The sequence below is a fragment of the Terrabacter sp. LjRoot27 genome (assembly GCF_964254175.1).
Taxonomy (GTDB): Bacteria; Actinomycetota; Actinomycetes; order Actinomycetales; family Dermatophilaceae; genus Terrabacter.
The window spans coordinates 3225233-3251184 of the sequence record NZ_CAXUSS020000001.1; the positions used below are offsets into that span (position 1 = coordinate 3225233).

Sequence of the window (25952 nt, forward strand, 5' to 3'; positions counted from 1 at the left end):
ATGACAAAGGAAGACCGAGTGAGCAACATTAACGGCGCTACCGTGACCATCACCGGCGGGACCGGATCCTTCGGCAAGACGATGGTGCGGCACCTGCTCGACCGTGGCGTCTCGCGCATCAACATCCTCAGCCGCGACGAGGCCAAGCAGGACGAGATGCGGCAGGCCTTCTCCGATGGTCGCCTGCGCTTCTTCGTCGGCGACGTCCGGGACTACGACAGCGTCGAGAAGGCACTCGTCAACACGGACTTCGTCTTTCACGCGGCCGCGCTGAAGCAGGTCCCGTCCTGCGAGTTCTTCCCGGACCAGGCGGTGAAGACCAACATCGTCGGCAGTCGGAACGTCATCGAAGCGGCCCATCGACAAGGCGTGGGCTCGGTCGTCTGCCTGAGCACGGACAAGGCTGTGTACCCCGTCAATGCCATGGGCATGACCAAGTCGCTGATGGAGAAGACGGCGCAGGCGTTCGCGCGCAATCACCCCGAGTCACGGACCGTCGTGTCGATCACGCGCTACGGCAACGTCATGTACTCGCGCGGCTCTGTCATTCCCTTGTTCGTCAAGCAGATCCAAAGCGGCCTTCCCCTCACCGTCACCGAGCCACGGATGACCCGCTTCCTGATGTCCCTCCAGGAGTCCGTCGACCTCGTCGACCACGCCTTCCTGCATGCTGAGCCGGGCGATCTCTTCGTCAAGAAGGCGCCTGCCTCAACGGTGGAGACCTTGGCTCGCGCGGTTGCGTCGGTGCTCGGAGTCGACGCCGAGGTCCGACGCATCGGGATGCGGCACGGGGAGAAGATGCACGAGGTGCTGCTCTCACGGGAAGAGCGAGTCAAGGCCGAGGACCAAGGAGAATACTTCCGCGTGCCCCTTGATGCCAGATCCCTCGACTACTCGGTCTACGTCGAGGACGGCGACCAAGAAGCAGTCGAAGTGGAGGACTACGACTCGCACAACACACGTCGCCTCGACGTCGCCGAGACCGTCGAGCTCGTGCGGGCGCTTCCGGAGATGCAGCAGCTTCTCGCGATGGCCGGCCGATGAAGGTTGCCCTGACCGGCGCCGGGGGCTTTCTGGGATGGCACACCCGCCTGCGCCTTCATGCGACGGGCGCCTATGACGTCGTCGCGGTGGGCCGCGACGACTGGCCGGATCTGGCTCACCTGTTGCGTGATGTCGACGCAGTCATCCACATCGCCGGCGTGAATCGCGGGGAGCCGGACGAGATCGAGGCCGAGAACGTCCGTCTGGCCGAGGACGTCGCTGCAGCCACTGCTCACCGCAACTACCCGACCCGGATCGTCTTCGCCAACTCGATCCAGGACTCCAACGGGAGCCCCTACGGCACCGGCAAGGCGCGTGCGCGGGAGGTCCTTTCGGCGGCGTGCGCTGCCTCGGGCTCCGTGTTCGTCGATGTCCGTCTTCCGAATCTCTTTGGCGAGCATGGCCGGCCGCAGTACAACTCGTTTGTCGCGACGTTCGTGCACGCTGTCAGGGATGGCGCGTCGCCTCAGATTCAGGACCGTCAGGTTGGGCTCCTCCATGCCCAGGACGCAGCGGAGGAGCTCATCCGCTCGCTCGAGGGTCCGACGCGCGTCGTCGTCCCGGACGTCACCGAGGTGGGTGTCCAGGAAGTGCTGGACCTGCTGCAAGAGTTCGACCGCTCGTACGCGACCGGAGAGTTCCCAGACCTCAGCACCAAGTTTCGGGTTGACCTGTTCAACACGTACCGCGCCGCTCTCTTTCCTGAGCGTTCGCCGATTCTCCTGACTCCCCACGCGGATGCGCGCGGCTCGTTCGTTGAGACGGTTCGGTGCCGAGGTGGCGAGGGGCAGACGTCGTTCTCGACGACCGTTCCCGGCATCACTCGTGGCGAGCACTATCACCTCACCAAGATCGAGCGCTTCGCGGTCATCGACGGGCAGGCACGCATCTCGTTGCGCAAGATGTTCACGGACGACGTCATCGACTTCGATGTGGAGGGCGCCCACCCGTGCGCCGTTGACATGCCCGTGGGCTGGGTGCACAACATCACGAACACGGGCGATACGGTCCTGCTCACCCAGTTCTGGTCGCATGAGCTGTTCCGCCCCGAGGCGCCCGACACTTTTCCGGAGCCCGTGCGTCCGTTGAACGACAACCAGGAGAAGCCCTGATGCTCAAGGTCATGACCGTCGTGGGCACCCGCCCGGAGCTCATCAGGCTCTCACGCGTCATCGCTCGTCTCGACGAGACGGTCGAGCACGTCCTCGTGCACACGGGGCAGAACTACGACTACACGCTGAACGAGGTCTTCTTCCAGGATCTCGGGATCCGCAAGCCGGACCATATGCTCGGAGTCGACACGAGCAGTCTCGGACGCGTGCTCGGCGGCACCTTGGCGGCGGTGGAGGACGTCATCCTCGCCGAGCGACCTGACGCTCTTCTCGTGCTCGGGGATACGAACTCTTGCATCGCAGCACTCATGGCTCGCCGCATGAAGGTGCCGGTGTACCACATGGAGGCGGGCAACCGATGTTTCGACCTCAACGTGCCAGAGGAGACCAACCGCCGGCTCGTCGATCATGTCAGCGACTTCAATCTCGTATACACCGAGCATGCACGACGTAATCTGCTGGCCGAGGGCCTTCATCCGCGCCGCATCATCAAGACGGGCTCTCCGATGCGAGAGGTGCTGAACGCCTATAGCGACGGCATCAACGCGTCGACGATCTTGGCGGACAAGGGGCTCGAAGAAGGCAAATACTTCCTCGTGAGCGCGCACCGGGAGGAGAACGTCGACTCGCCCCAGCGTCTGACTGCCCTTCTCGCATGCCTGACGGGCGTCCACGACGCGTTCGGGCTCCCGGTCTTCGTCTCTACACATCCGCGCACGCGCAAGCGACTTGAAGCACTGCCAGACTGGAGCGCCCCCGACGGCGTGATCTTCAGCGACCCGCTCGGCTTTAACGACTACAACCGTCTCCAGGTCGGAGCTGCCTGCTGCCTCAGCGATTCGGGGACCATCGCCGAGGAGTCGTCGATCCTCGGATTCCCGGCCGTGACCCTCCGCGACTCCATCGAGCGTCCCGAGGCGCTCGACACCGGGGCCATCATGATGACCGGACTTTCTGTAGACGACTGTGTTGCCGCTGTCCGCGTCGCCATGGCATCGCTGTATCGCCGGGACGGCGTCAGCGACATCACACCGGACGACTACCTCATCGACAACACAAGCGAGCGCACGGTGAGGTTCATTCTGTCGACGGCTCGTCGCCACCACGACTGGGCCGGCATCCGCATCTAACGTCCATGAGCGAGCACCTAGTGAAGGACCCGACGACACCACAGGCGCAGAGCCGCTCCCGCCTGCTCGTCAGGGGCTTGATCACCTCACTGATCACACGGGGGGTCGCGGGTGTCACCCCGCTTGTGCTCATCCCGCTCACATTGGCCTACCTCGGGCAGCCGATCTTCGGCCTCTGGATGACCGTCCTGTCCCTGACGAGCATGGCGTTGTGGTCGGATCTCGGCTTGGGAAGCGGGCTCTTGACGCAACTCACCCGTTCGCTGTCCCTGGGCGAGCGACATCGAGCACGCGAACAGGTGACGAGCGCCTACGTAACACTCACCGGGGTGGCGATCGTGGTGCTTGCCGTCCTATTGGGCGCACAGACAGCGTTCGACTGGCCTGTACTACTCAACGCCCAGGACCCGCAAGCCCGCAACGTGGCCCATGGGATCGCAGTCGCCTGCCTGTCCGCCTTCGCGGTCAACATCCCGGTGTCACTGGTGCAGAAGATTCAGTACGCCTCTCAGGAGGCAACAGCCAGCAACGTCTGGCAGGCGATCGGAAGTCTTTCGTCATTGTTGGCAGCTGGATTGGCCGTGGCCACGGAACAGTCTCCGGTGGTCGTTGTTGCGGCCGTTGCTTTCGCCGCTCCGGCAACCGCGCTCCTCAACTCCATCGTCTACTTCGCTCGCAACAGGGATCTCAGGCCAGATTGGCGGTCTTTTCACGCGACCACCGCCCGCGACCTTCTGAGACTGGGAGCCCAGTTCTTCGGCATCTCGCTGATCACCTCATTGGCCCTCAACGTCGATAACCTGATCATCAGCCACACGCTCGGGCTGCGCGCTGTCGCGGACTACTCCGTCGCCTTTCGGACCCTTAGTGCCTTGGGCCTGGTCATCACCTTCGCGAGCCTTCCGTTCTGGTCCTCCACCGGTGACGCCCTTGCACGAGGTGATGTCGTCTGGGTACATCGCACGACCAGGCTGATGTCAGTAGGGTCCGCTTGCATCGTCGCACTCGTTGGTGCAGGGATCGTGCTGCTTAGGGGTCCCGTCTTCGGCTGGCTGAGCCCCGGCTACGTCCCATCGGTGCCACTACTGGCAGGGTTGGTCGTCTGGTGGGCTCTGGTGGCCTTCGCCTCGCCACTCTTCAGCGTGCAGAACGCGGCCTCGGTGCTGCGTCCACAAGCCATGGGGTGGGCCTGCTTCCTACTCCTTACCGTCCCGCTGAAGATCGTGGCCGCGCGCCAGCTCGGCACTGCTTCCGTGCCTGCAGTCAGCGTGGCCGTATACCTGGTGGTGCTGCTCCCCTTCGCAGTGGCTGGCTACCGAAAGGCCGTGGCTGTGTCATCACTCACCGGAGCGGAGGCAGCGTGATGGCCTCACAGATCAGGCGTGAGCTGGCAGGATGCGTCGGTGTCGCTTGCATTTCAACTTCCTCTCACCATGGCCGTGCGTCTTTAGAAATCGATTGAGGGCACACTTGTCTACCATCGGCCTCCCTAGCAATAAAGGGTTCCTAGCTCGCGGGCTCAACCTGCCTATGTACGTTGCCACCGCATGGCTGTTAGGGACCTACGCAACATTCTTGCTCATCGGACAGGTATCAGCAGTCCGGGACCTATGGGGCCTCTCGCTCTATGTCGTAGGCGCCGCCGCGTTCTTTTGGGCTGGCTACTGGCTCAGCGCCCGGCGGTATGTGCGATGCAAAGTCGACCCCCCGGAATCGCCAGCTGATGTACGGCAGATCATCCGCATTACCCGACTGTCAGCCGTCTACCTTGGCCTGTACGGCTTGGCGATGCTTAGGGCTTATGGAGCGACAGGTCTTGGCGACATCATGTCGGCGCTGCTTAACCCAGGGTCAGCATACTTGTCCAAGTTCGACATCTATCAACAGCAGCAGACAGAAGCATCCAACCCGCTCATTCAAGTCTTGACGCTGGCTGCCGTCCTCTATGTACCACTCGTGCCCTTAGCCGTCATCTACTGGAGGCGCCTAACTATCGCCGTGCAACTACTCGCCCTCCTTGGCGTAGCAGTGTACGTCTCCTTTTACCTATACATAGGGACCACAAAGGGCCTTGGGGACCTGGCGATCTTCGTGCTCGCAGGCATTCTTGTTATTGCGGCGCGTCGACGAGCGGCCGGAGGTCACCTTTTCAGCCGTCGTGTTGCCGGAGTCCTCGCCTTACTTGCTGCAACCTTCTCCGGCTATATGGCTTACAATCAGGCCGACCGTATCGCCACCGTAGGGATCTCTGCTCGATTCGCTCCAAACCCGGTTGTGGAGGCGGTCGCTGGCGAGAACATCGCGCGCGGGATGGCTGTGGTGGCCTTCTACCCCACTCACGGGTATCTCGGACTTTCTTACAACCTGGACACGCCGTTCGAATGGTCCGAGATGCGCGGGGCATCGAGAGCCGTCGACTCGTATCTAGCCCAGTACGGCTTCGGGGACAGCATGTCGGATACAAGTTATCCCGTACGAACGCAGGTCCGAACGGGATGGCCAGCAGACACCTATTGGGCCACGGCATACCCGTGGCTGGCCTCGGACTTGACCTTCCCGGGAGTTCTGTTCGTTATGGCTCTTCTCGGCTGGTGGTTCTGTAGGCTTTGGGCTGAAGCTGTCTTTCAACGGTCGATCTGGGCGCTCTTTCTCTTTGCCCAACTTCTTCTTTTCATCGCCTACATCCCCGCGAACAATCAAATCGGCATCTCCCGACCTGCCACGATCGGCTTCCTCACCTCGATCGCGCTTTACACCATAAACCGGAGGAAGTACCGCCGGGCGCGCGCCGTGCCGAGCCGGAAAGCTTCGAGGCCACGAACGCCATCTGCAGATGCGCCGGGAGGCACACGATCAGAAGGCGCGTCTCTTCAGGGCCATCGAACGAATGTTCGGCGCGAGGAATCCGCATGAAGACGGCAGCGGTGGGTGCCGTCGACGCAATCAAGCACAGGGGTCGCCGGCGATCTGATATCCAGGCGCTCAGGGCCTTGGCTGTTGTACTCGTGGTTGCCCAACACTTTTTCGGACTGCCGCGCGCGGGATTCGTCGGGGTGGATGTCTTCTTTGTGGTCTCCGGGTTCCTCATCACTACGCTCTTGATCGCAGAAGCTCGCCGTGATGGCGACATCTCCCTCTCGGCGTTCTACGCGAGACGGTTGCGGCGAATCCTGCCTGCTGCCGTGTTTGTCTTGGGCGTCACGGTGGCTGTCGGCTTCATCGTGTGGTTCCCATCGGCGGCACGTCAGAACGCCTTGGATGCGTTCTCCGCGGCCCTGTGGGTATCCAACTACCACTTTGCTGCGACGGGTGCCGACTACCTGTCGGGGTCCGACCTCGCGCCCGCGTTGCAGCACTACTGGTCGCTTTCGGTCGAGGAGCAGTTCTACCTCGTGTGGCCGGCATTATTGATGGCCTTACTCGCCGTTGACCGCTCACGGTGGCCGTCCTCTCGCCGACTGCTCACCTCGAGCCTGCTGGCACTGGTCGTGGGTGGCTTCATCTTCTCGGTGATCGTGACGCACCTGAAACCCCAGTTTGCCTACTTCGACACGTTCAGCCGAGTGTGGGAGCTGGCAGCCGGTGGACTGGTTGCCGCTCACGTGGCGAGCGGTGGCTCGTCCCTGCGAGGTCGCAGACCGGGGCTGTGGTCCGCCATCGGATTCCTACTCATCCTGTTCGGGGCCTTCACGCTTTCACCGTCGTGGGCCTTCCCCGGGCCGTGGGCCGTCGTGCCCGTCATTGGCACCGCATGTGTCCTCATCGGCAGGCCGGGCACGCGACTGCAGTCGCTGCTGGACCGCAGGCCCATCCAAGGTCTCGGCGACATCTCCTACAGCTTGTACTTGTGGCACATGCCCTTGTTGATCATCCCTCTCTCGTTGTTCGGCGAGCTTAGTCACCTGACGAAGGTGGCCATCACTGCACTGGCGCTGGCACTTTCGGTAGTGACGTTCCGCTGGATCGAAGATCCAATTCGTCGATCAGGCTGGCTGCGGTCCTGGGAACGGGGAGCACGACCTCGGCGCCAACTCCTCGTCAGCGCGGCGCTCTGCCTGGTGGTGGGAGCCGCTGCGGCCGCACAGTTCGCAACTGCGAGAGTCGGTGTCTTGGAAGCAGCCACATTCAGTCACCCACGTGAGCTCGGATCGGTTGACTTCGTCTCTCAGGCGCAGGTCCAGCAGTCCATCCAGGTCGGCCTGAGCCGTCAGGGCTACAGCGGCACGACTCCGAGTGCGGAGAGCCTGGGGCCCGAGCAGCTTGCCTCAACCTTCGACGTTCCTCACGGCTGCAGCAACGCGCTTGGCCGCAGTCAGCTCGACGTGTGCTCCTTCGGGCGTGGCTCCCGAACGATCATGGTGGTGGGCGACTCCGTCGCGATGGCTTGGGTCCCGACAGTCGTGGCAGCCGCACCAGCCAGCCGCATCCTCGCGGTGGGCGTGCCGAGCTGCTCTCCTTGGGATGTGGAGCACGGCACGAACCTCAACATGGTCGACTATTCAGGTGCGTGCAGGCTGGCACGCGCCGGGCTCCTCGAACGCATCCGGGAGGAACGACCCGACGTCGTCGTCGTCTCGAGCTCGGTCGGAAGCTACAGCAAGGTGCTCGCCGTGGACCGGTCGGCGGCCGGGGCCGCCGGGACGCGTTCGACGCTGCACTCGTACCTGGAGGCGGCCGAGCACATCGTGGTGATCGAGAACCCGCCAGTCGGCGGCGACGTGAGGCACTGCGTCAACCGTGTTGCCACACCCCAGACGTGCACGACGACGGTCAGCACGGACCAGGTGTCCAAGACGCAATCAGAACAGGAGGCGTCCCTGGCCTTTCCTGGCCGGGTATCCTTCGTGCCAGTGGTGGACTGGTTCTGCGACGCCGAAAAACAATGCCCGGCGGTGGTGGGACCGTATCTGACGCGGGTGGACCCCACACACATCACGGATGCCTTCGCTCGAGCTCTCGGGCCGCTGCTTCGCGAGGCAGCCCCTGAGCTGCAGACTTCGTCGCCTATTGCTCAGGAGTGAGCTCGCAGCGCTTCGAGGAAACTGGCCAGCCTCTCTGCCTGCGCGTGATCCGACTTCTCCTGGGCCGCGAACGTCCTCGCCAATATGCCCAGTCTCGTGCGCGACTCGTCATCCATGCGTTTGAGCGCGTCGATCTCATCCGCAAGGGCCTGTGGACCATCGTCATCGGTCAGGCGAACGACCGCCGCGTACTCAGCGGGGAGGCTGGGCAACGGAGTTGAGACCACAGGTCGACCCGCTGCGAGGTACTCGAGTAGCTTCGAGGGGAAGGAGAACCTGGCCTCCTTCATGCTCAAAGGTCGGGGTTGAACCAGTACGTTCGCACGGTCGAGCTCGGCGGGAACACACTCCGGGGGGACCAGACGTGGCGGCAGGATTCTCGAGTCGGCCTCGGATCGCTGTGAGATCCATCCCTCCAACGGACCCTTGCCTAGCATCTGCAGCTCAATGTCCCGGTCGGGCAGCATCTCCACGGCTTCTACCAGCGCTCTGGCTCCGTACTCGTCGCTCAGGCCACCCGCGTACGTGATCCGGAATGGTCCGTCCTGTGGACCGGCCCCCGGAGTTGAGCCAGGCCACGGCTCTGGAGCCACGCCTTCCATCAACAGGCTCGGGACGCTCGAGGCCCATTCGTCGGCCAATGCCGGAGCCAGCACTACCACGCCGGTCTGACGCCGGAGCGAAGCGGCGACCACGCGACGATCCAACCGCTTGAGGTTGACGACCAAGCGAGAATCCTCGGGTCGGATCACACCTGGTGGGTCAGTGATCACCACCACCGTTGTCATACCCTTGGCTCTCATGGCAGCTGCGAACCACAGCCACGGGCTGTGCACGCCGTGCACGAGCAGAGTGTCGATGGATTCGGACCTCAGGGCACGACGTCCCACGGTCATCGCGCTGACGAATCTGGTCGCGTGCTTGAGCAGCACGAGATTCACGAACGGCAGCTCGCGCCCCCGTCGTCCCTTGGCCGAGAATGGGCCTCCGGGAAAGACAACCTGAGGATATCCGGGGTAGCTCGACACGGGCGCCGAGCTGAGTAGGAACGGCGGCATCCCGGCCGCCTCCAGAGCTCGCACCAACGACCAGGCGAATCGGTGAGTCTGGGACGGCATCGCACGGTCTTCCGAGATGATCTCTCGCATCCGGTCGTCGTCAAGCGTGAAACCCAGCAGGGCTGTCCTCACTTCGGCCGCCTTGAGTCGAGGATCTGTTCGTACGTGGCATACAGCCGGTCCAGCATGTGCCGCAGGGTGTAGTGCCCTTCGACTCTGGCTCGGGCGGCCCGAGCGAGCGAGTGGCGCTCGCTGGGCGACTGCGCCAGCTCGCTGATGGCGTCGGCCAAGGCGTCGACGTCGCGGGGCGGCACGAGGACGCCGCCGCCGTGCTCGAGGACTTCCACATTTCCGCCCACAGCCGTGGCGATGACGGGCAGTTGCGAAGCCATCGCCTCAAGGAGCGCAATCGAGAGATTCTCGTGAAGGGAGGGAAACACGAACAAATCTGCCGCCTGCAGGATGTCCAACACGTCCGCGCGGTTACCCAGGCTTGTCATCGCCAGTCCCGAGATGCCCCGGTAGCCGGCAAGGATCTCATGCTCGTCCGGGCCCGATCCCACGACGAGCAACTCCACCTGTCGGGTCGTCTCCACGGGCAGTCGACCCAACGCGCCGGCGAGCTCACGGTGTCCTTTGTCGAGAGAAAGCCTCCCTACCGAGACCAACACGGTCCGGTCAGTCGACAATCCGAGCTCGCGTCGCTTCTGCTGAGCGCGTCCGGCATCGAGCACCGGCAGGGGCACTCCGTTCTCGATTGGGGCGAGAACCTTGCGCCCGTGACGTGTTATAAACGGCCGTCGCGATGCTGCCTGAGACACGGTCGCTATGTGTGACGCCAGGGTCAATGTGGCGGGTTCGAGGCCAGCTGTCATTACCAGTCGTTTGGCGGACCTACGGCCCCGAGTGAGGTCGCGGTGGGTTCCGTGCACCGTCACCAGGATGTTGCGACATCCTGCCAAACGGGCAGCTGCGGCTGCGTGAAAACCCTCACTCCCGAGACCGCGAACATGAACGAGGTCAGGACGGATGTCGCGGAGAGCGGCGGCCCATTCGCGGATGCGGTGCACATCAATCGAGCCGGTCGAACTCGTCTGGGTGAGGGGGACAAATTCGAACGTATCGGCCAGATCGGAGTCAAGAACGCGCTGTAGCGCCGTCTGCGGTCCCCCAGTGCCAGAGGTCCCAAAGCTGTGCTGGACGACGATTGGGTTGGCCACGCATTTCCCCTGTAACCTCGGCAAGTCGGGCGAAAGACTCATCCTATCGGGCAACCGAACTGCCACCTATGCAGGAGCGTGCGCGTGGATCCGGGTACATCAGGCGGGATCGCGATCGTCTTCGTAGGTGGCGAACTGCCTCACGGCGATGCCACCGCCAACCGCGCCGTGTCTCTCGCCAAGGCCCTTCGCCAAGCCGGCTGGACCCCCCTCCTCCTCTCGGACCATGCGTCGGTCCCTCCATCCCAAGAGTCCCGAGGACTCGTCGACGGCATCGCCTATGCGAACATAGGGCGGCCCAGTGGAGGCCGGGTCAGGAGGCTAACGGACCGTTTCCAGCGTCAGAATCGGATCGCTCAGTCGCTCACTGGCCCGGAACATCAATACTCCGACGTGACGCTGCTCATCGTCCACTCCACTCTCTACGGACGCCTGCTGCAGCGGTGGGCTGACCGCCGGCACATACCTGTCGTCGCCGACCTGATGGAGCGGCATGAGCCCATGCAGTTCACGCGTGGCAGGTTGGATCCGCAGTACCTGAGACACCGTCGTCTCTCGAGACTGTGCGCTCGACGACCCGCTGGGCTTCTGCTCATCTCGACCCAGTTGCGGGCCGTGGTACGGCCACGGGTACCCGCGCTGGTCGTGCCCCCTTTCGTCGACACCGACGAGTTCATGCCGAGCGCCGAATCAGCAGAGGACGCGGCGGACAACCTCAGCCTGGCGTATGCCGGCACGCCTAACAACAAGGATCTGCTGGGTCCTGTGGTGGACGCCATCGCGGACCTGGATCCCGCATCCCGCGCGCGGGTGAAGCTCACCATCGCGGGCCCGACCAAGGAGCGGCTGCTTCAACTGGGAGAAGTTCAGGAGTCGGCCCTGCAAGCCTGCGGAGGATCGGTTGAGATCGTGGGCCGGCTGTCCCGCAGGGACGTGCGCCGCCTCTGGCGCGCGAGCGACCTATGCGTGCTCGTGCGTCCGCAGATGGGCTATGCCGTCGCCGGCTTTCCCTCCAAGGTCCCAGAAGCGATGGCTGCTGGGTGTGCCCTGTTTGGCACTGCTCACGGAGACCTGGCGGCTTTCACGCATGACGGCGGAGACGCCATCTTGGCGGCGACCTCGAGTCGTCAGGATGTCGGTTCCGCCTTGCATCGAGCACTCATGATGTCCCGAACTGAGCTCGACGCGTTGCGCGAGGCGGCCCGTACTGGTGCAACAGACTCGTTGTCCGTCACCGCCTGGGCTCCACGAATCAGCACCTTCTTGGCCCAGCTGGACGGTCATCGTCGCCGGTGAGTACCGGCGGCGCCCCACCGCCCTGCTCCAGCTGCCTTTCGTGTGAGGCGTCACAGGCGGAGTCCCAACGGCGCCTCACCACACGGGCTGGACTACCGACGACGACGCTGTACGGAGGAACGTTCCGGACAACGACCGCGGAGGCACCGATCACGCTCCCCCGGCCGACCGTGACGCCATGAAGAATGGTGGCGTTTCCGCCCACCCAGACGTCATCCTCGATGACGACACCTAGATCGTCGTCCGGACGCTTCATCGACTCGTCCACTTGGTCCAAGTACACACCCTGGACGTCGATGCGGTGGTTTCCTCCGCGAATCGTGACGCCCGGGCCGAACAGCACGTGGTTGCCGATGCGGATCTGCGCCCGGGTGGCGAGAAGAGTCGGACGGGTTCCGAGGTTTACGTGGTGGCCGACGTGGATGTTCTCGTACGAGTAGTAACCGTCCGGGTCGAAGTCGAAATGGTCACCACGGGAGGCAAAGAGACCCACCGTGGCATGTCCCTTGATCATTCGTCGGCCTCGTGAAGCCGCAGTGAGCAGTGTGTTGATCCCGCGTGCGACGGCTCTCATGGCGGCTCCGGGCTGGCCTCGGTCGAAGTTCATCGTTCTTAGAGGTCCTTTGCGTACCAGTTCATCGTCCGACCTTCCGGCGTCGTGTACTGCTCCTCCAACGCCCAGCCGCAACGTCTGTAGAAGCCGTTCACGTTGTCGTTGTCGTCGGCGTCAGTCGCCAACCGGGCACGTGTCGAGCCACGCACGGAAGCCTCGAGGCACCACGCCTCGAGGAGGCGCGTCCCAAGACCCCCACCCGAGGTTCCGGGCGCGACGTAGATGGAGCTCAAGAGGGCAGCAGGGCCGTTAGGGGCTTCACCACCGCGATATCTGACGGCTCGCAGCAACCGAGGCACACGTCGGGGATCGCTTGATGCGGCACGCGCGCTCGCCAGCATGAATCCAACGAGCTGTCTGCGAAGAAGCCTGCTGAAGAAGCCCACGGGCTCGGTCGTGCCGACGGCGGCCCCGAGGACGCGGCCGTCCTCGTGCACTGCGACGGCGGTGACGGCCGTCGGGTCCTTCAGGAATCCCGTATAGAACTGCACCAGAAACGGGGTGCCCAGCGCTGTGAGGAAGAAGCGCGGGAATGCGGCGACGTGACCTTGCGCCAGCTGCCCGACATCCTTCTCATCGAGGGCTCGGATGACGACGTTCCCGATCACGATGCCACTTCCCCGGAACGGCGAACACTTGCGCCGCGTCGTTCTGCCGCCTCGGTGAGCAAGGCCTCGATAGCGGCGACCCCACGCGCGGACGAGAAGCGATGTTCGTAGTACCTCCGGGCGGCCTGGCGCATCGAGAGCAGATCCACAGAGGGGTCGTCCAGCACATGCCGAAGCACGGCGGCGACCGCGGCTGAGTCACCGGGAGGCACCGACCAACCTGCGCCGCTCTCCCTGATCACGCGCTCGACGTCCTGCCCCGCCGAGGCGAGCACCGGAACCCCTGCGGCGAGCATGGCTTGGGTCTTACTGGGCATGGTCGCCGAGGACGTCGAATGGGGCCGAAGTCCAACAAACGCAATGTCGGCAGTTGCCATCAAGCGCGTCATCTCCGAGGACTCAACCCGACCAATGAACCGGACGTTCGGCGTCCCCGATGCTCGATCGCGCAAGGCACTTTCCGAGATCCCAGACCCCGCCATGATGCACACCAGGCGAGGATCGTCGATCATCGCGCAGGCATCCACGAGGGCTTCCAGCCCTTGGGCCTCCCCCATCGTTCCGGCGTAGAGCAGGACGAGGGCATCGTCCGCAACACCGAGCTCTGGACGCATCGTCTCGGCGCAGGGCAAGTACACCCTCTCATCCGCCCACATGGGCACGTAGTGCAGGCGATCACTCTCCACTCCTCGCGACTGCAGGATCTCTCCGACGCCGGGGGCGATGTATGCGACCGACGAGGCCGACCGATAGAGCCTGTTGCACCACGACTCAAGCGCCCGCTCCATTAACCGCGAGACGCGCCCCTCAGTGGCGAAACCCCCTGCGAACAAGGTGTCGGGCCAGAGGTCGAGCACATGCACCACGGACGGCACACCAAGAGCATGGCGGGCCAACAGCTGAGCGCCCCCGACTGTCACCGGGGAGTAGTTGACCCACAGCGCGTCCAGTCCTCGTAAAGCCGCGGCGCCGTTGACCATGGCAGATAGGCCGAACGAGCCGTAGTTGGCCATACGGTGCAGGGTCGACGAGTCATGGCTCGGGTAGAGCGCCACCCTGTGCACGTCGACCCCGTCACTCTCCTCCACGATGTGACGACGGACCCTGTACCCGTCGGCCACGCGACCTGTGGGGTAGTTCGGAAACCCGGTGAGCACCGACACCTGGTGGCCACGCTGCGCCAGGCCCCGCGCCAGGACTCCTGGGAGTGCTGCTGGTCCTGGCTCAGGGTCGTACCACTGGCTGAGGAGCCCGATGCGCAAGCTGTTGCTCCATCTCGATCGTGTCATTCCCTGGATGCGTGCACCTGGTCAGGGCCCGGCTCGGCATATCCTACAGATGTTCGCAAAAGCCATAATCTGCGTGAAGAGGATGTCGTGGTCGCCACCGAAGAGTTCTTGCCCTTCGCCCTGCCCGACATCGGCGACGAAGAGATCGCCGCGGTGGTGGCGTCAATGCGGTCCGGATGGCTGACCACCGGCCCTAGCGCTGCGGGCTTCGAGCGGGACTTCGCCGAGTTTCTGGGCGGCGATGTCGAAGCCGTATGTGTGAACTCTGCGACCGCAGGTCTTCACCTGGCTCTTGAGGCTCTCGGCATTGGCCCGGGTGATGAGGTCATCGTCCCGACCTGGACGTTCACGGCGACTGCCGAGGTCGTGCGGTACCTCGGCGCCCACCCTGTGATCGTGGATGTGGACGAGTTCACGTTCAACATCGACCTGGATGCCGCCAAGCGAGCCGTGACGGAGCGAACCCGCGCCATCATGCCGGTGCACTTCGCCGGACTCGCCGTCGACCCTCACGCCCTTCGTCTATTTGCGGCTGAGCACGACCTGCTGGTGGTTGAGGATGCCGCCCACGCGCTACCGAGCGTCGGTGGCGGGACTATGGTGGGGTCCGGCAACTCAGATGCGGTCGTGTTCAGCTTCTACGCCACCAAGACCATCACCACCGGAGAGGGCGGCATGGTGGTGACTCGCAATCGCGACGTCGCCGAGCGCGTCCGGACGATGCGGTTGCACGGCATAAACCGCAATGTCTTCGACCGCTACCGAAGCACAAAGCCGTCTTGGCACTACGAGGTCGTTGCGCCAGGATTCAAGTACAACCTCACTGATCCTGCGGCCGCGATGGGTCGTGTCCAGCTTCGCCGCGCGCGAGACATGCGGGACAAGCGGGCTGCAATCGCTGCGAGGTACGACTGGGCCATGAGGGGCCTGCCCCTGCTGTTGCCCGCCCACGCGGCCGAGACGGACGTCCACGCGTGGCACCTCTACGTCGTGCAACTGGACGAAGACGCACCGATAGGCCGCGATCGGGCCGTCGAAAGGCTCGCTGACCTCGGCGTCGGCACCAGCGTGCACTTCATCCCGCTGCACCAACACCCCTACTGGCGCGAGTCCTACGATCTTCGTGACCTGGACTTTCCGGTCGCCACCCGGAACTTCGCCCGCTCGCTCAGCCTTCCGGTTTTCTCCTCGATGAAGGACAGCCAGGTTGATCGGGTGATCGACGCGGTGCGCCGGGTCTTCTCGTGACCCGTCAGACTGCCGGCAACGGGCCTGTCATGGCCAAGCGAGTCTTCGACGTAGCAGTCTCCGGGGCTGCCCTCGTGGCACTGTCGCCAGCTTTTGGGGTGGTGAGCCTCGTCATTCGACTGGATTCTCGAGGGCCGGCCTTTTTTCGCCAGGAACGTGTGGGCCTGAACGGCCGGACATTTCGCATCCACAAGTTCCGGACGATGCGCACTTCCCACGACGGACGTCTCGTCAGTGTGACCGGGGACTCCCGGGTCACCCGAGTCGGCCGGTTTCTGCGTAAAAGCAAGCTGGACGAGCTGCCGCAGCTGATCGATGTCCTACGCGGCGAGATGAGTCTCGTCGGTCCTCGACCCGAGGTGCCCGTTTATGTGGCGCAGTGGTCGCCCGACGTGCGCGACCTGATTCTGTCCGTGCGTCCTGGCATTACGGATCCCGCCAGTATCGAGTTCCGCAACGAAGCAGACGAGTTGGCGCTCGCCTCGGATCCCGAGGCGTACTACGTGGAGGAGCTCCTACCGCGCAAGACTGCGGCCTATGCGGAGTACGTCCGCACGCGCACGATCGTCACGGACCTGTCTGTGCTTGCTCGCACGGCTCGCGCGGTGGTCGCAGGCTGAGCAAGACGCCAATGCTTCAGCGCGACACAACCGGTGTCAGCGCGACGAATGCCTCGCGCTGCATGACCTCGAGAACATCAGCACCGACGTTACTCGGCTGACCGAGGACAATTGACGCTCCCAATGGCGGCACACCGACGCTGTCGACGAGCGCGTGATCGGTCCCCCGACGGTCCTCTCCGGGTGAGAAGAGCTCCTCACCCATCTTCTCGCCGGGCCGCAGGCCGGTGAAGACGATGTCGATGTCACGCCGCCCGCTCATCCGGATGAGGGTCTGGGCGACCTCGAGGATCTTCACCTGCTCCCCCATCTCGAGCACCATGACCTCGCCGTCGACGCCGATGGACGCCGCTTCCAGCACGAGCTGGCAGGCCTCGGGGATGAGCATGAAGTAGCGGCACACGTCGGGGTGGGTGACCGTGATCGGGCCGCCAAGCTCGATCTGGGCCGTGAAGGCGTGCACGACCGAGCCGCGAGAGCCGAGCACGTTGCCGAAGCGCACCGACACGTAGCGGCCGCTGGCGCGGTGGGCGAAGTCGGCGGTCAGTCGCTCGGCGAGGCGCTTGCTGTAGCCGAGCACGCACGTCGGGTTGGCGGCCTTGTCCGTGGAGATGTTGACGAACGTCGAGACACCTGCGGCCTCGGCAGCGGTGAGCACGTTGAGGGTCCCGATGACGTTGCTCTTCCAGGCCTCGAGCGGGTGCGCCTCGAGCAGGGGCAGGTGCTTGAGGGCCGCGGCATGGAAGACGACCTCGGGCCGGGCCCGGTCGAAAGCCTCGGCGAGCGCCTTGGGGTCGCGGATGTCGGCGAGGATGAGGTCGTCGGAGTCGAGCAGCCCGTGGCCGGAGAGGCTCATCTCGGTCGCCTGCAGACCGGACTCGTCGCGGTCGAGCATGTAGAGCCGGGACGGGCCGAAGCGCGCGATCTGACGGCAGAGCTCCGAGCCGATGGAGCCGCCGGCTCCGGTGACGAGGACGCGACGACCGGAGATCTGGTCAGCGATGGCCGTCGTGTCGAGCTGCACCGGGCGTCGCCCGAGCAGGTCGGCGACGTCGAGGTCACGCAGGTCGTTCGGGGTCGGCCGTCCGCCGATGATGTCCTTGAGCGGCGGCAGGCTGACGACGTCGAGCCCGGCGTCGGCGGCGCGGGATGCCAGGTCGCGCAGGGTGGCCGCCTCGGCGTTCGGGAGCGCGAGCACGAGGGTGTCCGCCTCGTAGCGCTCCGCGACCGCTGCGAGGTCGGCGCGGGTGCCGCGGACCCGCAGTCCCTCGAGGCGCAGGCGGTGCTTGGAGGGGTCGTCGTCGAGCAGTGCCACGGGCACGAAGGGCCCGGCACCGTCGTACTTCATGCTGCGCAGCAGCCGACGTCCGGCCTCACCGGCACCGAGGACGATGGCCCGGCGCTCCGCCGCGGTCTGCATCGCCCGGTGGGACCGCACGGTGCGCACGACGAAGCGGAAGGCGAACATCAACCCGATGGCAAGCGCCCCGGCGGTCACGGGCACGCCGCGCGGGATGACCAGCGGCTCCGCCAGGAGCGACCAGAGGAAGAGGACGGTCCCGACGATCGCGGTCGTCGTCATGAGCTCGACGATCTCCTCGAACGAGCCGAGCACGTGGCTGATCGAGTAGGGCCCGACGAGGTAGCCGACGGCGAGCTGTCCGACCATGGCCGCGAGCGCGAAGTAGGCAGTGCCCTTGAGGTACGTCTCGTCGATGCCGAAGTCGAGGCGGATCCAGAGCGCCGCGAAGAGCATCACGACCCAGATCAAGGCGTCGACGGCGGCCCAGCCGAGCCGGACCCATCGAGCCCTGCGTACCTGCGCTGTCACCCTGTACTCACCACAATCCCTGACGTGCCCCGATTTCACGTACGCGTCTTGGGTTCAGCGACGGCGACGACCTTGTCCCGGAACCCGACGTGACTGGCGACTTTCTGCACCAATTCGGTCAAACCACGCGTAAGCCGAATGATAGCCGTGAATCGGTACATCACCTGACATGTCGGCATCGTGGACACCTCACGCGGCGGCGAACGACCGGATCTGCGGGACGCGCCCCGGAGACGAACCCCGCGCATCCGGCACCGGCGCACCGAGCGCGGCGATGATGAGGTGGTGACCGAGTCCACCGAGCGGGGCCGTGCAGCGGGGGTCGCGCGCCTGCCGTCGAGGCGGGGCGCCGCCGCTGTCGGCCTCTGCCTCGTCCTCGTGCTCGCGTGGCGCCTGACGCTGGGCGCCAGCTCCGACGACGACGGTCACGTCGTGACGCTGGCGCTACGGCTCTCCCGTGGCGACACCGCCCTCGGAGACGAGATGAACCTGCAGGCGACGGGTGCGCTCCTCGCCGTGCCCTTCGTGTGGGTGTGGGACCACACGGTCGGGACGACGGGCATCGTGCTCGCGTCGCGCGTGTGGTTCGTCGTCGTCGCCGCGGTCGTCGCGGTGGTGACGTCACGCGCGCTGCGCACGAGGTATGCCGCCGGGCCGGCTGTCGTGGGCACGGTGGCCGCCCTGCTCGGCCTGCCCTACCAGCTGCCGCTCGTCAGCTACAGCTCGGTGCCGGTGCTCGCCCTCGTGCTGGCCGCCGCGTCGGGAGTCGCGCTCCGGGAGACGCGCTCGGCGGCCTGGGCCGGGGTTTTGGGTGTCTCGACCGCGATGGGCACCGTCGCGAGCCCGCAGCTGGCGCCGGCGTTCGCCCTGGCACTCGCCGTCGGGGTCGTCCGGGTGCGAGGCGCCCGCCCCAGGGTCGTGGCGCTGGCGTCGAGCGCCGGGCTCATCGCGGTGGCGGCCGCGTGGGTGCTGCTGGCCGCCGGCACCGGGCCCGTTGCCGACACGATGCACTACCTGCTGGCGGTTCGCGGAGACGGCCTGTCGCCGCTCGAGCGCGTCGGCCGGGCGGTCGGGACGTACGAGGGTCTGCGCTTCCCGCTCTACTGGCCGCTGCTCGGGTGCATCGGGCTGACCGCCGTCGGGTGCCTCCGCCCGGACTGGCGCGCGCTGCGGGTCGGCGCGAGCGGCGCGGGCGTCGCGTGGTGCACCGCCGTGACCGTCGCCGCCGCGCTGGGGTTCCTGCCGCAGCTGTGGTTCGGCAACACCGTGGCCGCCCTCGAGACCCTCCTGGTCCTCACCCTCCTGCTGCCCGTCCTGGCCGAGCTGCGCTGGTCCCACCGGCCCGGGGATGCCGGCGACCTCGCCGCGGCCGCCGCGCCCGGACTCGTCGCCGCGACCGTCATCGCTGCCACGACCAACTCCGGCCCGGCCTACTCCGTGCACGGAGCCGCCCTCGGCGGCCTCCTGCTCGTGCTCGTCGTCCAGTGGTCCACGGCCGTGCGCCGACTCGTCGGGGTGCGCGCACGACGCGGGGCGGGACCCGCTCGGGCGACGAGCGCCCTCGCGGCCCTCCCCGCCGTCGCGATGGCGCTCGGGCTGCTGGCCCTGCCGTTCGACGAGCCCGGCTCCGTCCGCGTCGACACCCGGATCACGACCGGGCCGTGGGCCGGCCTGGTCACGACGTCCGACCGAGCCGCACGCCTCACGGCCCTCTCGTCCACCGTCGACGAGGTGACCCGTGGCGGGCGTCCCGTCCTCGTCCTGGGCGCCTCCGGCGGCTACCTCGCCGCCAACGGCCCGATGGCCACCCCGTCGGTGTGGCTCGACGACCACGGAGCCGCCAACCAGTGGGCGGTCGACTGGTACCAGCGGACCGGACGCGCTCCGGACGTCGTCGTCGTCACGGCAGCGGCGGACGCCCGGGCCGGGGGTTCAGCGGCCTGGTCGGCCCGCGACCCGCTGCGCGCGTGGGTCGCGACGGCATACCCCGTCGTGCGCACGGTCCCGGGTGTCGGCACGGTCCTCGAGCGACGCTGACGGGGCACGCGGCGCAGCTCTCATCCCCCGCTGGGGCGGTGACGGTCCACTACGCTGCGAGCACCGGGAGCCTCCCGGGCGGTTCGGCCTCGACGTCTGTGCTGGAGGAGCCCGATGTACACCCCCAAGATGAGTTCACGCCTCGCCGTCGAGGCGCTCGGGACCTTCTGGCTCGTCTTCATCGGCTGCGGCTCGGCCATCTTCAACGCGAAGTTCGTCGCCCGGACCCTCGACGGACAGGTCATCGACTACGGCATCGGCCACCTCGGCGTCGCCATCGCCTTCGGCCTCGCGGTCACGACGATGGCGTATGCCGTGGGGCACGTCTCCGGGGCGCACTTCAACCCCGCGGTCACGATCGGCATCGCCGTCGCGAAGCGCTTCGAGTGGCGTGAGGTGCCGGCCTACGTCGGCGCCCAGCTCGTCGGCGGCCTGCTCGCCGGAGGCGCACTCGCCGGGCTGCTGTCCTCGACGGGACGCCCCGTCACCGGCAACCTCGCGGCCAACGGCTTCGGCATCCACTCCCCCGGCGGGTTCGCGCTCGGCGGGGTGCTCATCGTCGAGGCCCTCGTCACCGCCTTCTTCGTCTACATCATCCTCGGCGCGACGAAGGACGACGCCCCCAAGGGCTTCGCCCCGCTCGCCATCGGTTTCGGCCTGCTCCTCGCGCACCTCGTGGCCATCCCGATCAGCAACGCCTCGATCAACCCGGCCCGCTCGACGGCCGTCGCCTTCTTCAACGGCAACGGCGCCCCCGGGCAGCTGTGGGCCTTCTGGGTGGCGCCGATCGTCGGTGGCCTCATCGCCGGCAGCACCTACGCCTGGATCACCGGCGAGCGCCGCGACGACATGGACATCAGTGGCTCGACCGACATGGTCGAGAACGCCGCGGTCGACGACGAGGGCCGTCCCGTCCTCGACGTGGACTCCAGTGAAGGCCAGCGCTCCATTTCCTGAATCTGAAGATATGATCTTCACATGTCAGATCTGAAGGCAAAACCTTCACCGGTGGCGCTCATCGGGGACATCGTCGAGTCCCGCACCCACCGCGAGCGCCAAGCCCTGCACGACGCCTTCCAGGCCGCCGTCGCCCGCGCCAACGCCGAGGTCCCGATCGACGACCCGGCTGTCATCACCGTCGGCGACGAGTTCCAGGGCGTCTACCCCAGCCTGGGAGCAGCGCTGCGTGCCAGCTTCGTCGTCCGCAGCGAGCTCTTCCCCCGGGCCGACGTCCGTTTCGGGCTCGGCCGCGGCGCCGTCTCGACGCTCGACCCCGTCCGCGGCATCCACGACGGGCCGGCCTACTGGAACGCCCGCGAGGCCATCACCGTGGCCGAGGAACGGGCGCAGCGCGCGCAGACGCGGACGTCGCGGACCGCCTACGTCGCTCCGGACGAGCCGCCGGCCACCGTCGCGGCCGTGCGGGCTGCGCTCGACTGTCTGGACTTCATGGTTGGCTCCATGTCGACCACCTCACGCGAGATCCTCGGAGGACTCATGCACGGCCACGCGCAGCAGGACGTCGCCGACCGGGTCGGCATCAGCCCGTCCGCGGTCTCGCAGCGCGTGCGGCGCGACGGCATCGGCGTCGCGCTCGAGGCCATGACGACCCTGGGTGACCTGCCGTGACGTGGCTGTCGATCGCCCTCGCCGGCATCGGCGTCGGCGACGTCGTCCGGTCCACGACGTGGCGACCGGGCCGCGTCGTCGGGCACGTCGCCGCACCTGTCGTCGTGTTCGCCCTGGCCCTCGTGGCCGGGATGCACGGGTGGGCCGACCTGCTCGCCCTCGCCTTCGCCGCGGTAGCCGGTGCCGGGTGGGCCGAGCTCTCACGTCGCACGCAGATGACGGGTCGGGGCGCCCTCGCGCCGCTGGCCGTCTTCGCGGGCCTCGTCGTCGGGCTGCTCGCCTTCTCCGGGGCGGCGTCACCTGCGGGTGGCCCCCTCGCCACGTGGCTGCAGTGGGCCGACCTCCCCGGCAGCGGCCCGCTCCCTGCCGCACGGGTGCTCCTGCTCACCGGGCTCGTGCTCTTCAACGTCGCGACGGCCAACGTCATCGTCCGACTCGTCCTGCTCACCATCGGGGCCCTGCGCCCGTCCGACGTCACCAACGCCAACGCGGCCGCCGCGGCTGCCGCCTCCCTCACCGGGCGGGCCGCTCCCCCGACCGGCGGCCAGCCCGCCGACCGCCTCAAGGGTGGGCGTCTGCTCGGGCCCATGGAGCGTCTCGTCATCCTCGGCCTCGGCGTCGCCGGTGAGTTCGGCGCCGCCGGTCTCGTCATCGCCGCCAAGGGGCTGCTCCGCTTCCCCGAGATCCAGGCGGCTGCCCGCTCCGCCAGCGGTGGCCCGGCAGGCACGGGCTCCTATCCCGGCGGCCCGGCCGGCATCGACGACGTCACCGAGTACTTCCTCGTCGGCAGCTTCGTCAGCTGGCTCATCGCCCTCGGCTCGCTCGCCCTCACCGTCTGACGCATCGCTCTCGGCCAGCACGCGTGATCGTCGTCACGCCCCTTGCGTGTGCGTGCTGGGGGCCCGCGCTGAGCACGGGCGCCCGTCCAGCCCGGCACGCAGCCACTGATAGCGTCGGAGCGTCCAGCGCCACACCGATGTGAAGGGCCTACCTGTGAGCACTACCCCCGTCAAGGTCGCCGTCACCGGCGCCGCCGGCCAGATCGGCTACAGCCTCCTGTTCCGCATCGCGAGCGGTGCCCTGCTCGGGCCCGACACCCCGGTGGAGCTGCGCCTGCTCGAGATCACCCCCGCGCTCAAGGCGCTCGAGGGTGTCGTCATGGAGCTCGACGACTGCGCGTTCCCGACCCTCGCCGGCGTCCAGATCGGCGACGACGCGACGAAGGTCTTCGACGGCGTCAACCACGCCCTCCTCGTCGGCGCCCGCCCCCGCGGCCCGGGCATGGAGCGCGGTGACCTCCTCGAGGCCAACGGCGGCATCTTCGCCCCGCAGGGCAAGGCCCTGAACGAGGTCGCGGCCGACGACATCCGCATCACGGTCACCGGCAACCCCGCCAACACCAACGCGCTCATCGCCATGAGCAACGCCCCCGACATCCCGACCGAGCGCTTCTCGGCCCTGACGCGCCTCGACCACAACCGCGCGATCAGCCAGCTCGCCGCCAAGCTCGGCGTGCCGGTCACCGAGATCACGAAGATGACGATCTGGGGCAACCACTCCGCGACGCAGTACCCCGACCTCTTCCACGCCGAGGTCGGTGGCCGCAACGCCGCCGAGGCCGTCGGCGACCAGGACTGGCTCGCCGGCACCTTCATCCCGACCGTCGCCAAGCGCGGCGCCGCGATCATCGAGGCGCGCGGCGCGAGCTCGGCCGCGTCGGCCGCCTCCGCCACGATCGACCACGCCCGCACGTGGGTCCAGGGCACGCCTGACGGCGACTGGGTCTCCATGGCCGTGCGCTCCGACGGCTCCTACGGCGTGCAGGAGGGTCTCATCTCCTCCTTCCCCGTCACCGTCAAGGACGGGCAGTGGAGCATCGTCCAGGGCCTCGACATCGACGACTTCTCGCGCGGCAAGATCGACGCGTCGGTCGCCGAGCTCGCCGAGGAGCGCGACGCCGTCAAGGGTCTCGGCCTCATCTGAGCCGACCCCCTCGCGTCGAAGGGCGCCGTCCACCACGAGGTGGGCGGCGCCCTTCGCGTATGCCGTGCGCCCGTGTGCCGCTCAGCGACGCCAGCCGAGCCGGGCGGCCCCGGCCTTGACCACCTCGGTCAGCGGAGGCGTCGTGCCCTGCGGCCGCACGTGCGTGCCACGCAGTCTCCAGTACCTCGCCTCGGCCCACTTCGTCATCTCACCCGGGTGCTGCACCCACAGGCGGACGAGACGGGCGCGGTGGACGGCCTTCTGCCGCAACAGGTCCCGGGTCGACACGTCACGGTCGTAGACGAGCTCGAGGTCGAAGCGCTCGTTGACCACGCGCGGCGAGACGCGTGCGCCGACGGTCATGTTGAGCAGGTTGGTGCCGTGGATGACCTGCACCCACATCGGCGGTGCGCTCACCTCCCGCACGGGACCCCACTGGCGCGCACGGGCGTGGCGGGCGGCATACACGGTGCTCGGAGGCGAGCCGGGGCGGCGCTGCTCGACGAGGGTGAGGAACGGGCTCGAGAGCTGGTCGTAGCGGTAGGTCGCGCCGCTCCGGTCGATCTGGATGCCGCGCGGGAAGTCGACGAAGAGTCCTTGGGTCGGCGTGAACTCGCGCTGGGCCGATGCCATGAAGTCCCGGGCGATCGCGTCGTCGCTGTCGAGGCGGGTCGTGAGCAGCCAGGACGGTGCAGTGTCGGCCGGGCTGAGCTCGGCGATCGCCTGCCCGAAGATCCAGGGCGACCACCGCTCGTGGCTCCAGACGGGAGTGAACGTGCCCTCGGCGAGCGCCTCGACGTCGGCGCGGAAGTCGTCGCTGCAGCGGTCGTCGAAAAGGACGAGCCACGTGAAGTCCGCGCCCTGCTGGCTGCGCACCGACGACCAGCACGCGTCGACGAAGAAGCCGAGACGGTAGCGCAGCCACTCCTCCTGGGCCGGGACGTCGGGCGAGAAGGCCGCGCTGAAGCGCGTCAGGAGGTAGTGCTCGAACGCCTGCGGCTGGGGGCTCGGCACGGTCGTCCCGTCAGCGGGCGCTGCGGCCGACGGACGTCCGGTCGGGCACGTCGGCCCGCACGTTGACCGTGGCCGACGCGATGAGCACGCCGATGCCGAGGGTCAGCAGGATGACGACGTCGAGGGTGCGAGAGCGGACGTTGAGACCGCCCGCCTTGCGCGAGGGCCGGGCCACGAGGCGGATCAGGGCGCCGACGAAGAACGCCGTGGCCATGATGCGCCCGCCCCAACGGACGTCGAGGAAGGCCATGACGAGGACACCGACGGCGGCCATCCCCGCGACGAGGTACCACCAGCTGAGGACGACGAAGCCGCTACCCCGCCACTGCATCGGAGCCGCTCAGGCGCCGGACGCGACCGAGGACTCGGCCGCCTCGACGATGTTGGTGAGCAGCAGGGCCCGGGTCATCGGTCCGACGCCGCCCGGGTTGGGGCTGACCCAGCCCGCGACCTCGGCGACGTCGAGGGCGACGTCACCGGCGATCTTGCCGTCGACGCGGCTCACGCCCACGTCGAGCACGGCGGCGCCGGGCTTGACCATCTCCTTGGTGACGATGCCGGGCACGCCGGCCGCGGCGATGACGATGTCGGCCTGGCGCACCTCGGCGGCGAGGTCCTTCGTGCCGGTGTGGCAGAGCGTGACGGTGGCGTTCTCGCTCTTGCGCGTGAGGATGAGGCCGAGCGGGCGGCCCACGGTCAGGCCGCGGCCGATGACGACGACCTTCGCGCCCGCGATCGGCACGTCGTGGCGCCGGAGCAGCTCGATGCACCCCATCGGCGTGCACGGGAGCGGGGCGGGCTTGCCGAGGGCGAGCCAGCCGAGGTTCATCGGGTGCAGGCCGTCGACGTCCTTGGCGGGGTCGACGCGCGAGAGGAGCGCCATCTCGTCGAGGCCGGTCGGCTGCTGGACGAGGAACCCCGTGCACGTGGGGTCGGCGTTGAGCTCGTCGATGACGGCCTCGACCTCCGCCTGCGTGGCCGTGGCCGGCAGGTCGCGGCGCAGGCTCGTGATGCCGATCTCGGCGCAGTCCTTGTGCTTGGCGTTGACGTACCAGTGGCTGCCCGGGTCGTCGCCGACGAGGACCGTGCCGAGGCCCGGGACGACCCCCTGCTCACGCAGGCGAGCGACCCGTTGGGTCAGCTCGACCTTGATCGCCTTGAGGGTGGCCTTGCCGTCGAGGATCTGTGCCGTCACGGTG

23 protein-coding genes are annotated in these 25952 nt (G+C 67.0%); 14 read left to right on the forward strand and 9 right to left on the reverse strand.

Going from position 1 to position 25952, the window contains the following annotated elements:
* From ACSQ2D_RS14980 to ACSQ2D_RS15005, 6 genes are all read left to right on the forward strand, one after another.
* A complete protein-coding gene (locus ACSQ2D_RS14980) occupies positions 1 to 1044 on the forward strand; it encodes an SDR family NAD(P)-dependent oxidoreductase (protein ID WP_435987858.1) in 1044 nt (347 codons plus the stop codon).
* Complete coding sequence (locus tag ACSQ2D_RS14985) at positions 1041 to 2156, forward strand: polysaccharide biosynthesis C-terminal domain-containing protein (RefSeq protein WP_435986731.1); 1116 nt, start codon at positions 1041 to 1043, stop codon at positions 2154 to 2156. Before ACSQ2D_RS14980 ends, ACSQ2D_RS14985 begins: the two co-directional genes overlap by 4 nt.
* Positions 2156 to 3286, forward strand: a complete 1131-nt coding sequence (gene wecB, locus ACSQ2D_RS14990; RefSeq protein ID WP_435986732.1) for a non-hydrolyzing UDP-N-acetylglucosamine 2-epimerase — start codon at positions 2156 to 2158, stop codon at positions 3284 to 3286. The genes ACSQ2D_RS14985 and wecB overlap by 1 nt, the downstream gene beginning before the upstream one ends.
* A 5-nt stretch (positions 3287 to 3291) precedes the next feature.
* Positions 3292 to 4650 (forward strand): lipopolysaccharide biosynthesis protein, encoded by a 1359-nt coding sequence (locus ACSQ2D_RS14995; protein ID WP_435986733.1) that lies wholly within the window; start codon positions 3292 to 3294, stop codon positions 4648 to 4650.
* A 211-nt stretch (positions 4651 to 4861) separates the two neighbouring features.
* Positions 4862 to 6199: a hypothetical protein gene (locus tag ACSQ2D_RS15000; RefSeq protein WP_435986734.1), complete on the forward strand. Its 1338-nt coding sequence runs from the start codon at positions 4862 to 4864 to the stop codon at positions 6197 to 6199.
* Entirely contained in the window at positions 6196 to 8307 is a 2112-nt protein-coding gene (locus ACSQ2D_RS15005) for an acyltransferase family protein (protein WP_435986735.1), read from the forward strand. The genes ACSQ2D_RS15000 and ACSQ2D_RS15005 overlap by 4 nt, the downstream gene beginning before the upstream one ends.
* Here the strand turns inward: ACSQ2D_RS15005 and ACSQ2D_RS15010 are convergent.
* Positions 8298 to 9497 (reverse strand): glycosyltransferase, encoded by a 1200-nt coding sequence (locus tag ACSQ2D_RS15010; protein WP_435986736.1) that lies wholly within the window; start codon positions 9495 to 9497, stop codon positions 8298 to 8300. The genes ACSQ2D_RS15005 and ACSQ2D_RS15010 overlap by 10 nt on opposite strands.
* Positions 9494 to 10585, reverse strand: a complete 1092-nt coding sequence (locus ACSQ2D_RS15015) for a glycosyltransferase family 4 protein (protein ID WP_435986737.1) — start codon at positions 10583 to 10585, stop codon at positions 9494 to 9496. The genes ACSQ2D_RS15010 and ACSQ2D_RS15015 overlap by 4 nt, the downstream gene beginning before the upstream one ends.
* Before the next feature lie 393 nt (positions 10586 to 10978).
* On the opposite strand from ACSQ2D_RS15015, the gene ACSQ2D_RS15020 reads away from it, so the two are divergent.
* Positions 10979 to 11881 carry a glycosyltransferase gene (locus ACSQ2D_RS15020; protein ID WP_435986738.1) on the forward strand — a complete coding sequence of 301 codons (903 nt, stop codon included), beginning with the start codon at positions 10979 to 10981 and terminating at the stop codon, positions 11879 to 11881.
* On the opposite strand, the gene ACSQ2D_RS15025 is transcribed toward ACSQ2D_RS15020, so the two are convergent.
* The 3 genes from ACSQ2D_RS15025 to ACSQ2D_RS15035 all read right to left on the reverse strand — a co-directional run bounded on the left by ACSQ2D_RS15025 (position 11838) and on the right by ACSQ2D_RS15035 (position 14391).
* Positions 11838 to 12395 (reverse strand): acyltransferase, encoded by a 558-nt coding sequence (locus tag ACSQ2D_RS15025; protein WP_435986739.1) that lies wholly within the window; start codon positions 12393 to 12395, stop codon positions 11838 to 11840. The two genes, ACSQ2D_RS15020 and ACSQ2D_RS15025, sit on opposite strands and share 44 nt — an antisense overlap.
* Positions 12396 to 12493: 98 nt before the next feature.
* Positions 12494 to 13102: a GNAT family N-acetyltransferase gene (locus ACSQ2D_RS15030; RefSeq protein WP_435986740.1), complete on the reverse strand. Its 609-nt coding sequence runs from the start codon at positions 13100 to 13102 to the stop codon at positions 12494 to 12496.
* Complete coding sequence (locus ACSQ2D_RS15035) at positions 13099 to 14391, reverse strand: glycosyltransferase family 4 protein (RefSeq protein WP_435986741.1); 1293 nt, start codon at positions 14389 to 14391, stop codon at positions 13099 to 13101. The genes ACSQ2D_RS15030 and ACSQ2D_RS15035 overlap by 4 nt, the downstream gene beginning before the upstream one ends.
* An 87-nt stretch (positions 14392 to 14478) precedes the next feature.
* Here ACSQ2D_RS15035 and ACSQ2D_RS15040 point away from each other — a divergent pair, with 87 nt between their 5' ends.
* Positions 14479 to 15639 (forward strand): DegT/DnrJ/EryC1/StrS family aminotransferase, encoded by a 1161-nt coding sequence (locus ACSQ2D_RS15040; RefSeq protein WP_435986742.1) that lies wholly within the window; start codon positions 14479 to 14481, stop codon positions 15637 to 15639.
* 29 nt (positions 15640 to 15668) lie between these two features.
* The gene (locus ACSQ2D_RS15045; protein WP_435986743.1) at positions 15669 to 16259 is read left to right on the forward strand and encodes a sugar transferase; all 591 of its coding nucleotides are present in this window, start codon (positions 15669 to 15671) and stop codon (positions 16257 to 16259) included.
* Between the two features lie 16 nt (positions 16260 to 16275).
* Here ACSQ2D_RS15045 and ACSQ2D_RS15050 read toward each other — a convergent pair whose 3' ends face one another.
* On the reverse strand, positions 16276 to 18090 hold the full coding sequence (locus ACSQ2D_RS15050) for a polysaccharide biosynthesis protein (protein ID WP_435986744.1): 1815 nt from the start codon (positions 18088 to 18090) through the stop codon (positions 16276 to 16278).
* A 285-nt stretch (positions 18091 to 18375) separates the two neighbouring features.
* Here ACSQ2D_RS15050 and ACSQ2D_RS15055 point away from each other — a divergent pair, with 285 nt between their 5' ends.
* The 5 genes from ACSQ2D_RS15055 (at position 18376) to ACSQ2D_RS15075 (ending at position 23739) form a co-directional block, all read left to right on the forward strand.
* Entirely contained in the window at positions 18376 to 20127 is a 1752-nt protein-coding gene (locus ACSQ2D_RS15055; protein WP_435986745.1) for a hypothetical protein, read from the forward strand.
* Between the two features lie 114 nt (positions 20128 to 20241).
* Positions 20242 to 21084: an aquaporin Z gene (gene aqpZ, locus ACSQ2D_RS15060; protein WP_435986746.1), complete on the forward strand. Its 843-nt coding sequence runs from the start codon at positions 20242 to 20244 to the stop codon at positions 21082 to 21084.
* Between the two features lie 21 nt (positions 21085 to 21105).
* Positions 21106 to 21756: a SatD family protein gene (locus tag ACSQ2D_RS15065; protein WP_435986747.1), complete on the forward strand. Its 651-nt coding sequence runs from the start codon at positions 21106 to 21108 to the stop codon at positions 21754 to 21756.
* A complete protein-coding gene (locus ACSQ2D_RS15070; RefSeq protein WP_435986748.1) occupies positions 21753 to 22595 on the forward strand; it encodes a hypothetical protein in 843 nt (280 codons plus the stop codon). Before ACSQ2D_RS15065 ends, ACSQ2D_RS15070 begins: the two co-directional genes overlap by 4 nt.
* A 154-nt stretch (positions 22596 to 22749) precedes the next feature.
* On the forward strand, positions 22750 to 23739 hold the full coding sequence (locus tag ACSQ2D_RS15075; RefSeq protein WP_435986749.1) for a malate dehydrogenase: 990 nt from the start codon (positions 22750 to 22752) through the stop codon (positions 23737 to 23739).
* 81 nt (positions 23740 to 23820) lie between these two features.
* Here the strand turns inward: ACSQ2D_RS15075 and ACSQ2D_RS15080 are convergent, their stop codons facing one another.
* Genes ACSQ2D_RS15080 through ACSQ2D_RS15090 form a run of 3 tightly spaced genes read right to left on the reverse strand, consistent with a single transcriptional unit; the run spans position 23821 to position 25948 of the window.
* Positions 23821 to 24753 (reverse strand): glycosyltransferase, encoded by a 933-nt coding sequence (locus tag ACSQ2D_RS15080; protein ID WP_435986750.1) that lies wholly within the window; start codon positions 24751 to 24753, stop codon positions 23821 to 23823.
* A 10-nt stretch (positions 24754 to 24763) separates the two neighbouring features.
* Positions 24764 to 25084 (reverse strand): DUF3017 domain-containing protein, encoded by a 321-nt coding sequence (locus ACSQ2D_RS15085; RefSeq protein ID WP_435986751.1) that lies wholly within the window; start codon positions 25082 to 25084, stop codon positions 24764 to 24766.
* Between the two features lie 9 nt (positions 25085 to 25093).
* Positions 25094 to 25948, reverse strand: a complete 855-nt coding sequence (locus ACSQ2D_RS15090; protein WP_435986752.1) for a bifunctional methylenetetrahydrofolate dehydrogenase/methenyltetrahydrofolate cyclohydrolase — start codon at positions 25946 to 25948, stop codon at positions 25094 to 25096.
* Positions 25949 to 25952: the final 4 nt, after the last annotated feature.

Coding starts and splice junctions, on each gene's coding strand:
- ACSQ2D_RS14995 (WP_435986733.1), top strand. CDS start 3,292: ATGAGCGAGCACCTAGTGAAGGACCCGACGACACCACAGGCGCAGAGC.
- ACSQ2D_RS15085 (WP_435986751.1), bottom strand. CDS start 25,084: ATGCAGTGGCGGGGTAGCGGCTTCGTCGTCCTCAGCTGGTGGTACCTC.
- ACSQ2D_RS14980 (WP_435987858.1), top strand. CDS start 1: ATGACAAAGGAAGACCGAGTGAGCAACATTAACGGCGCTACCGTGACC.
- wecB (WP_435986732.1), top strand. CDS start 2,156: ATGCTCAAGGTCATGACCGTCGTGGGCACCCGCCCGGAGCTCATCAGG.
- aqpZ (WP_435986746.1), top strand. CDS start 20,242: ATGTACACCCCCAAGATGAGTTCACGCCTCGCCGTCGAGGCGCTCGGG.
- ACSQ2D_RS15005 (WP_435986735.1), top strand. CDS start 6,196: ATGAAGACGGCAGCGGTGGGTGCCGTCGACGCAATCAAGCACAGGGGT.
- ACSQ2D_RS15035 (WP_435986741.1), bottom strand. CDS start 14,391: ATGACACGATCGAGATGGAGCAACAGCTTGCGCATCGGGCTCCTCAGC.
- ACSQ2D_RS15065 (WP_435986747.1), top strand. CDS start 21,106: ATGTCAGATCTGAAGGCAAAACCTTCACCGGTGGCGCTCATCGGGGAC.
- ACSQ2D_RS15025 (WP_435986739.1), bottom strand. CDS start 12,395: ATGATCAAGGGACATGCCACGGTGGGTCTCTTTGCCTCCCGTGGTGAC.
- ACSQ2D_RS14985 (WP_435986731.1), top strand. CDS start 1,041: ATGAAGGTTGCCCTGACCGGCGCCGGGGGCTTTCTGGGATGGCACACC.
- ACSQ2D_RS15045 (WP_435986743.1), top strand. CDS start 15,669: ATGGCCAAGCGAGTCTTCGACGTAGCAGTCTCCGGGGCTGCCCTCGTG.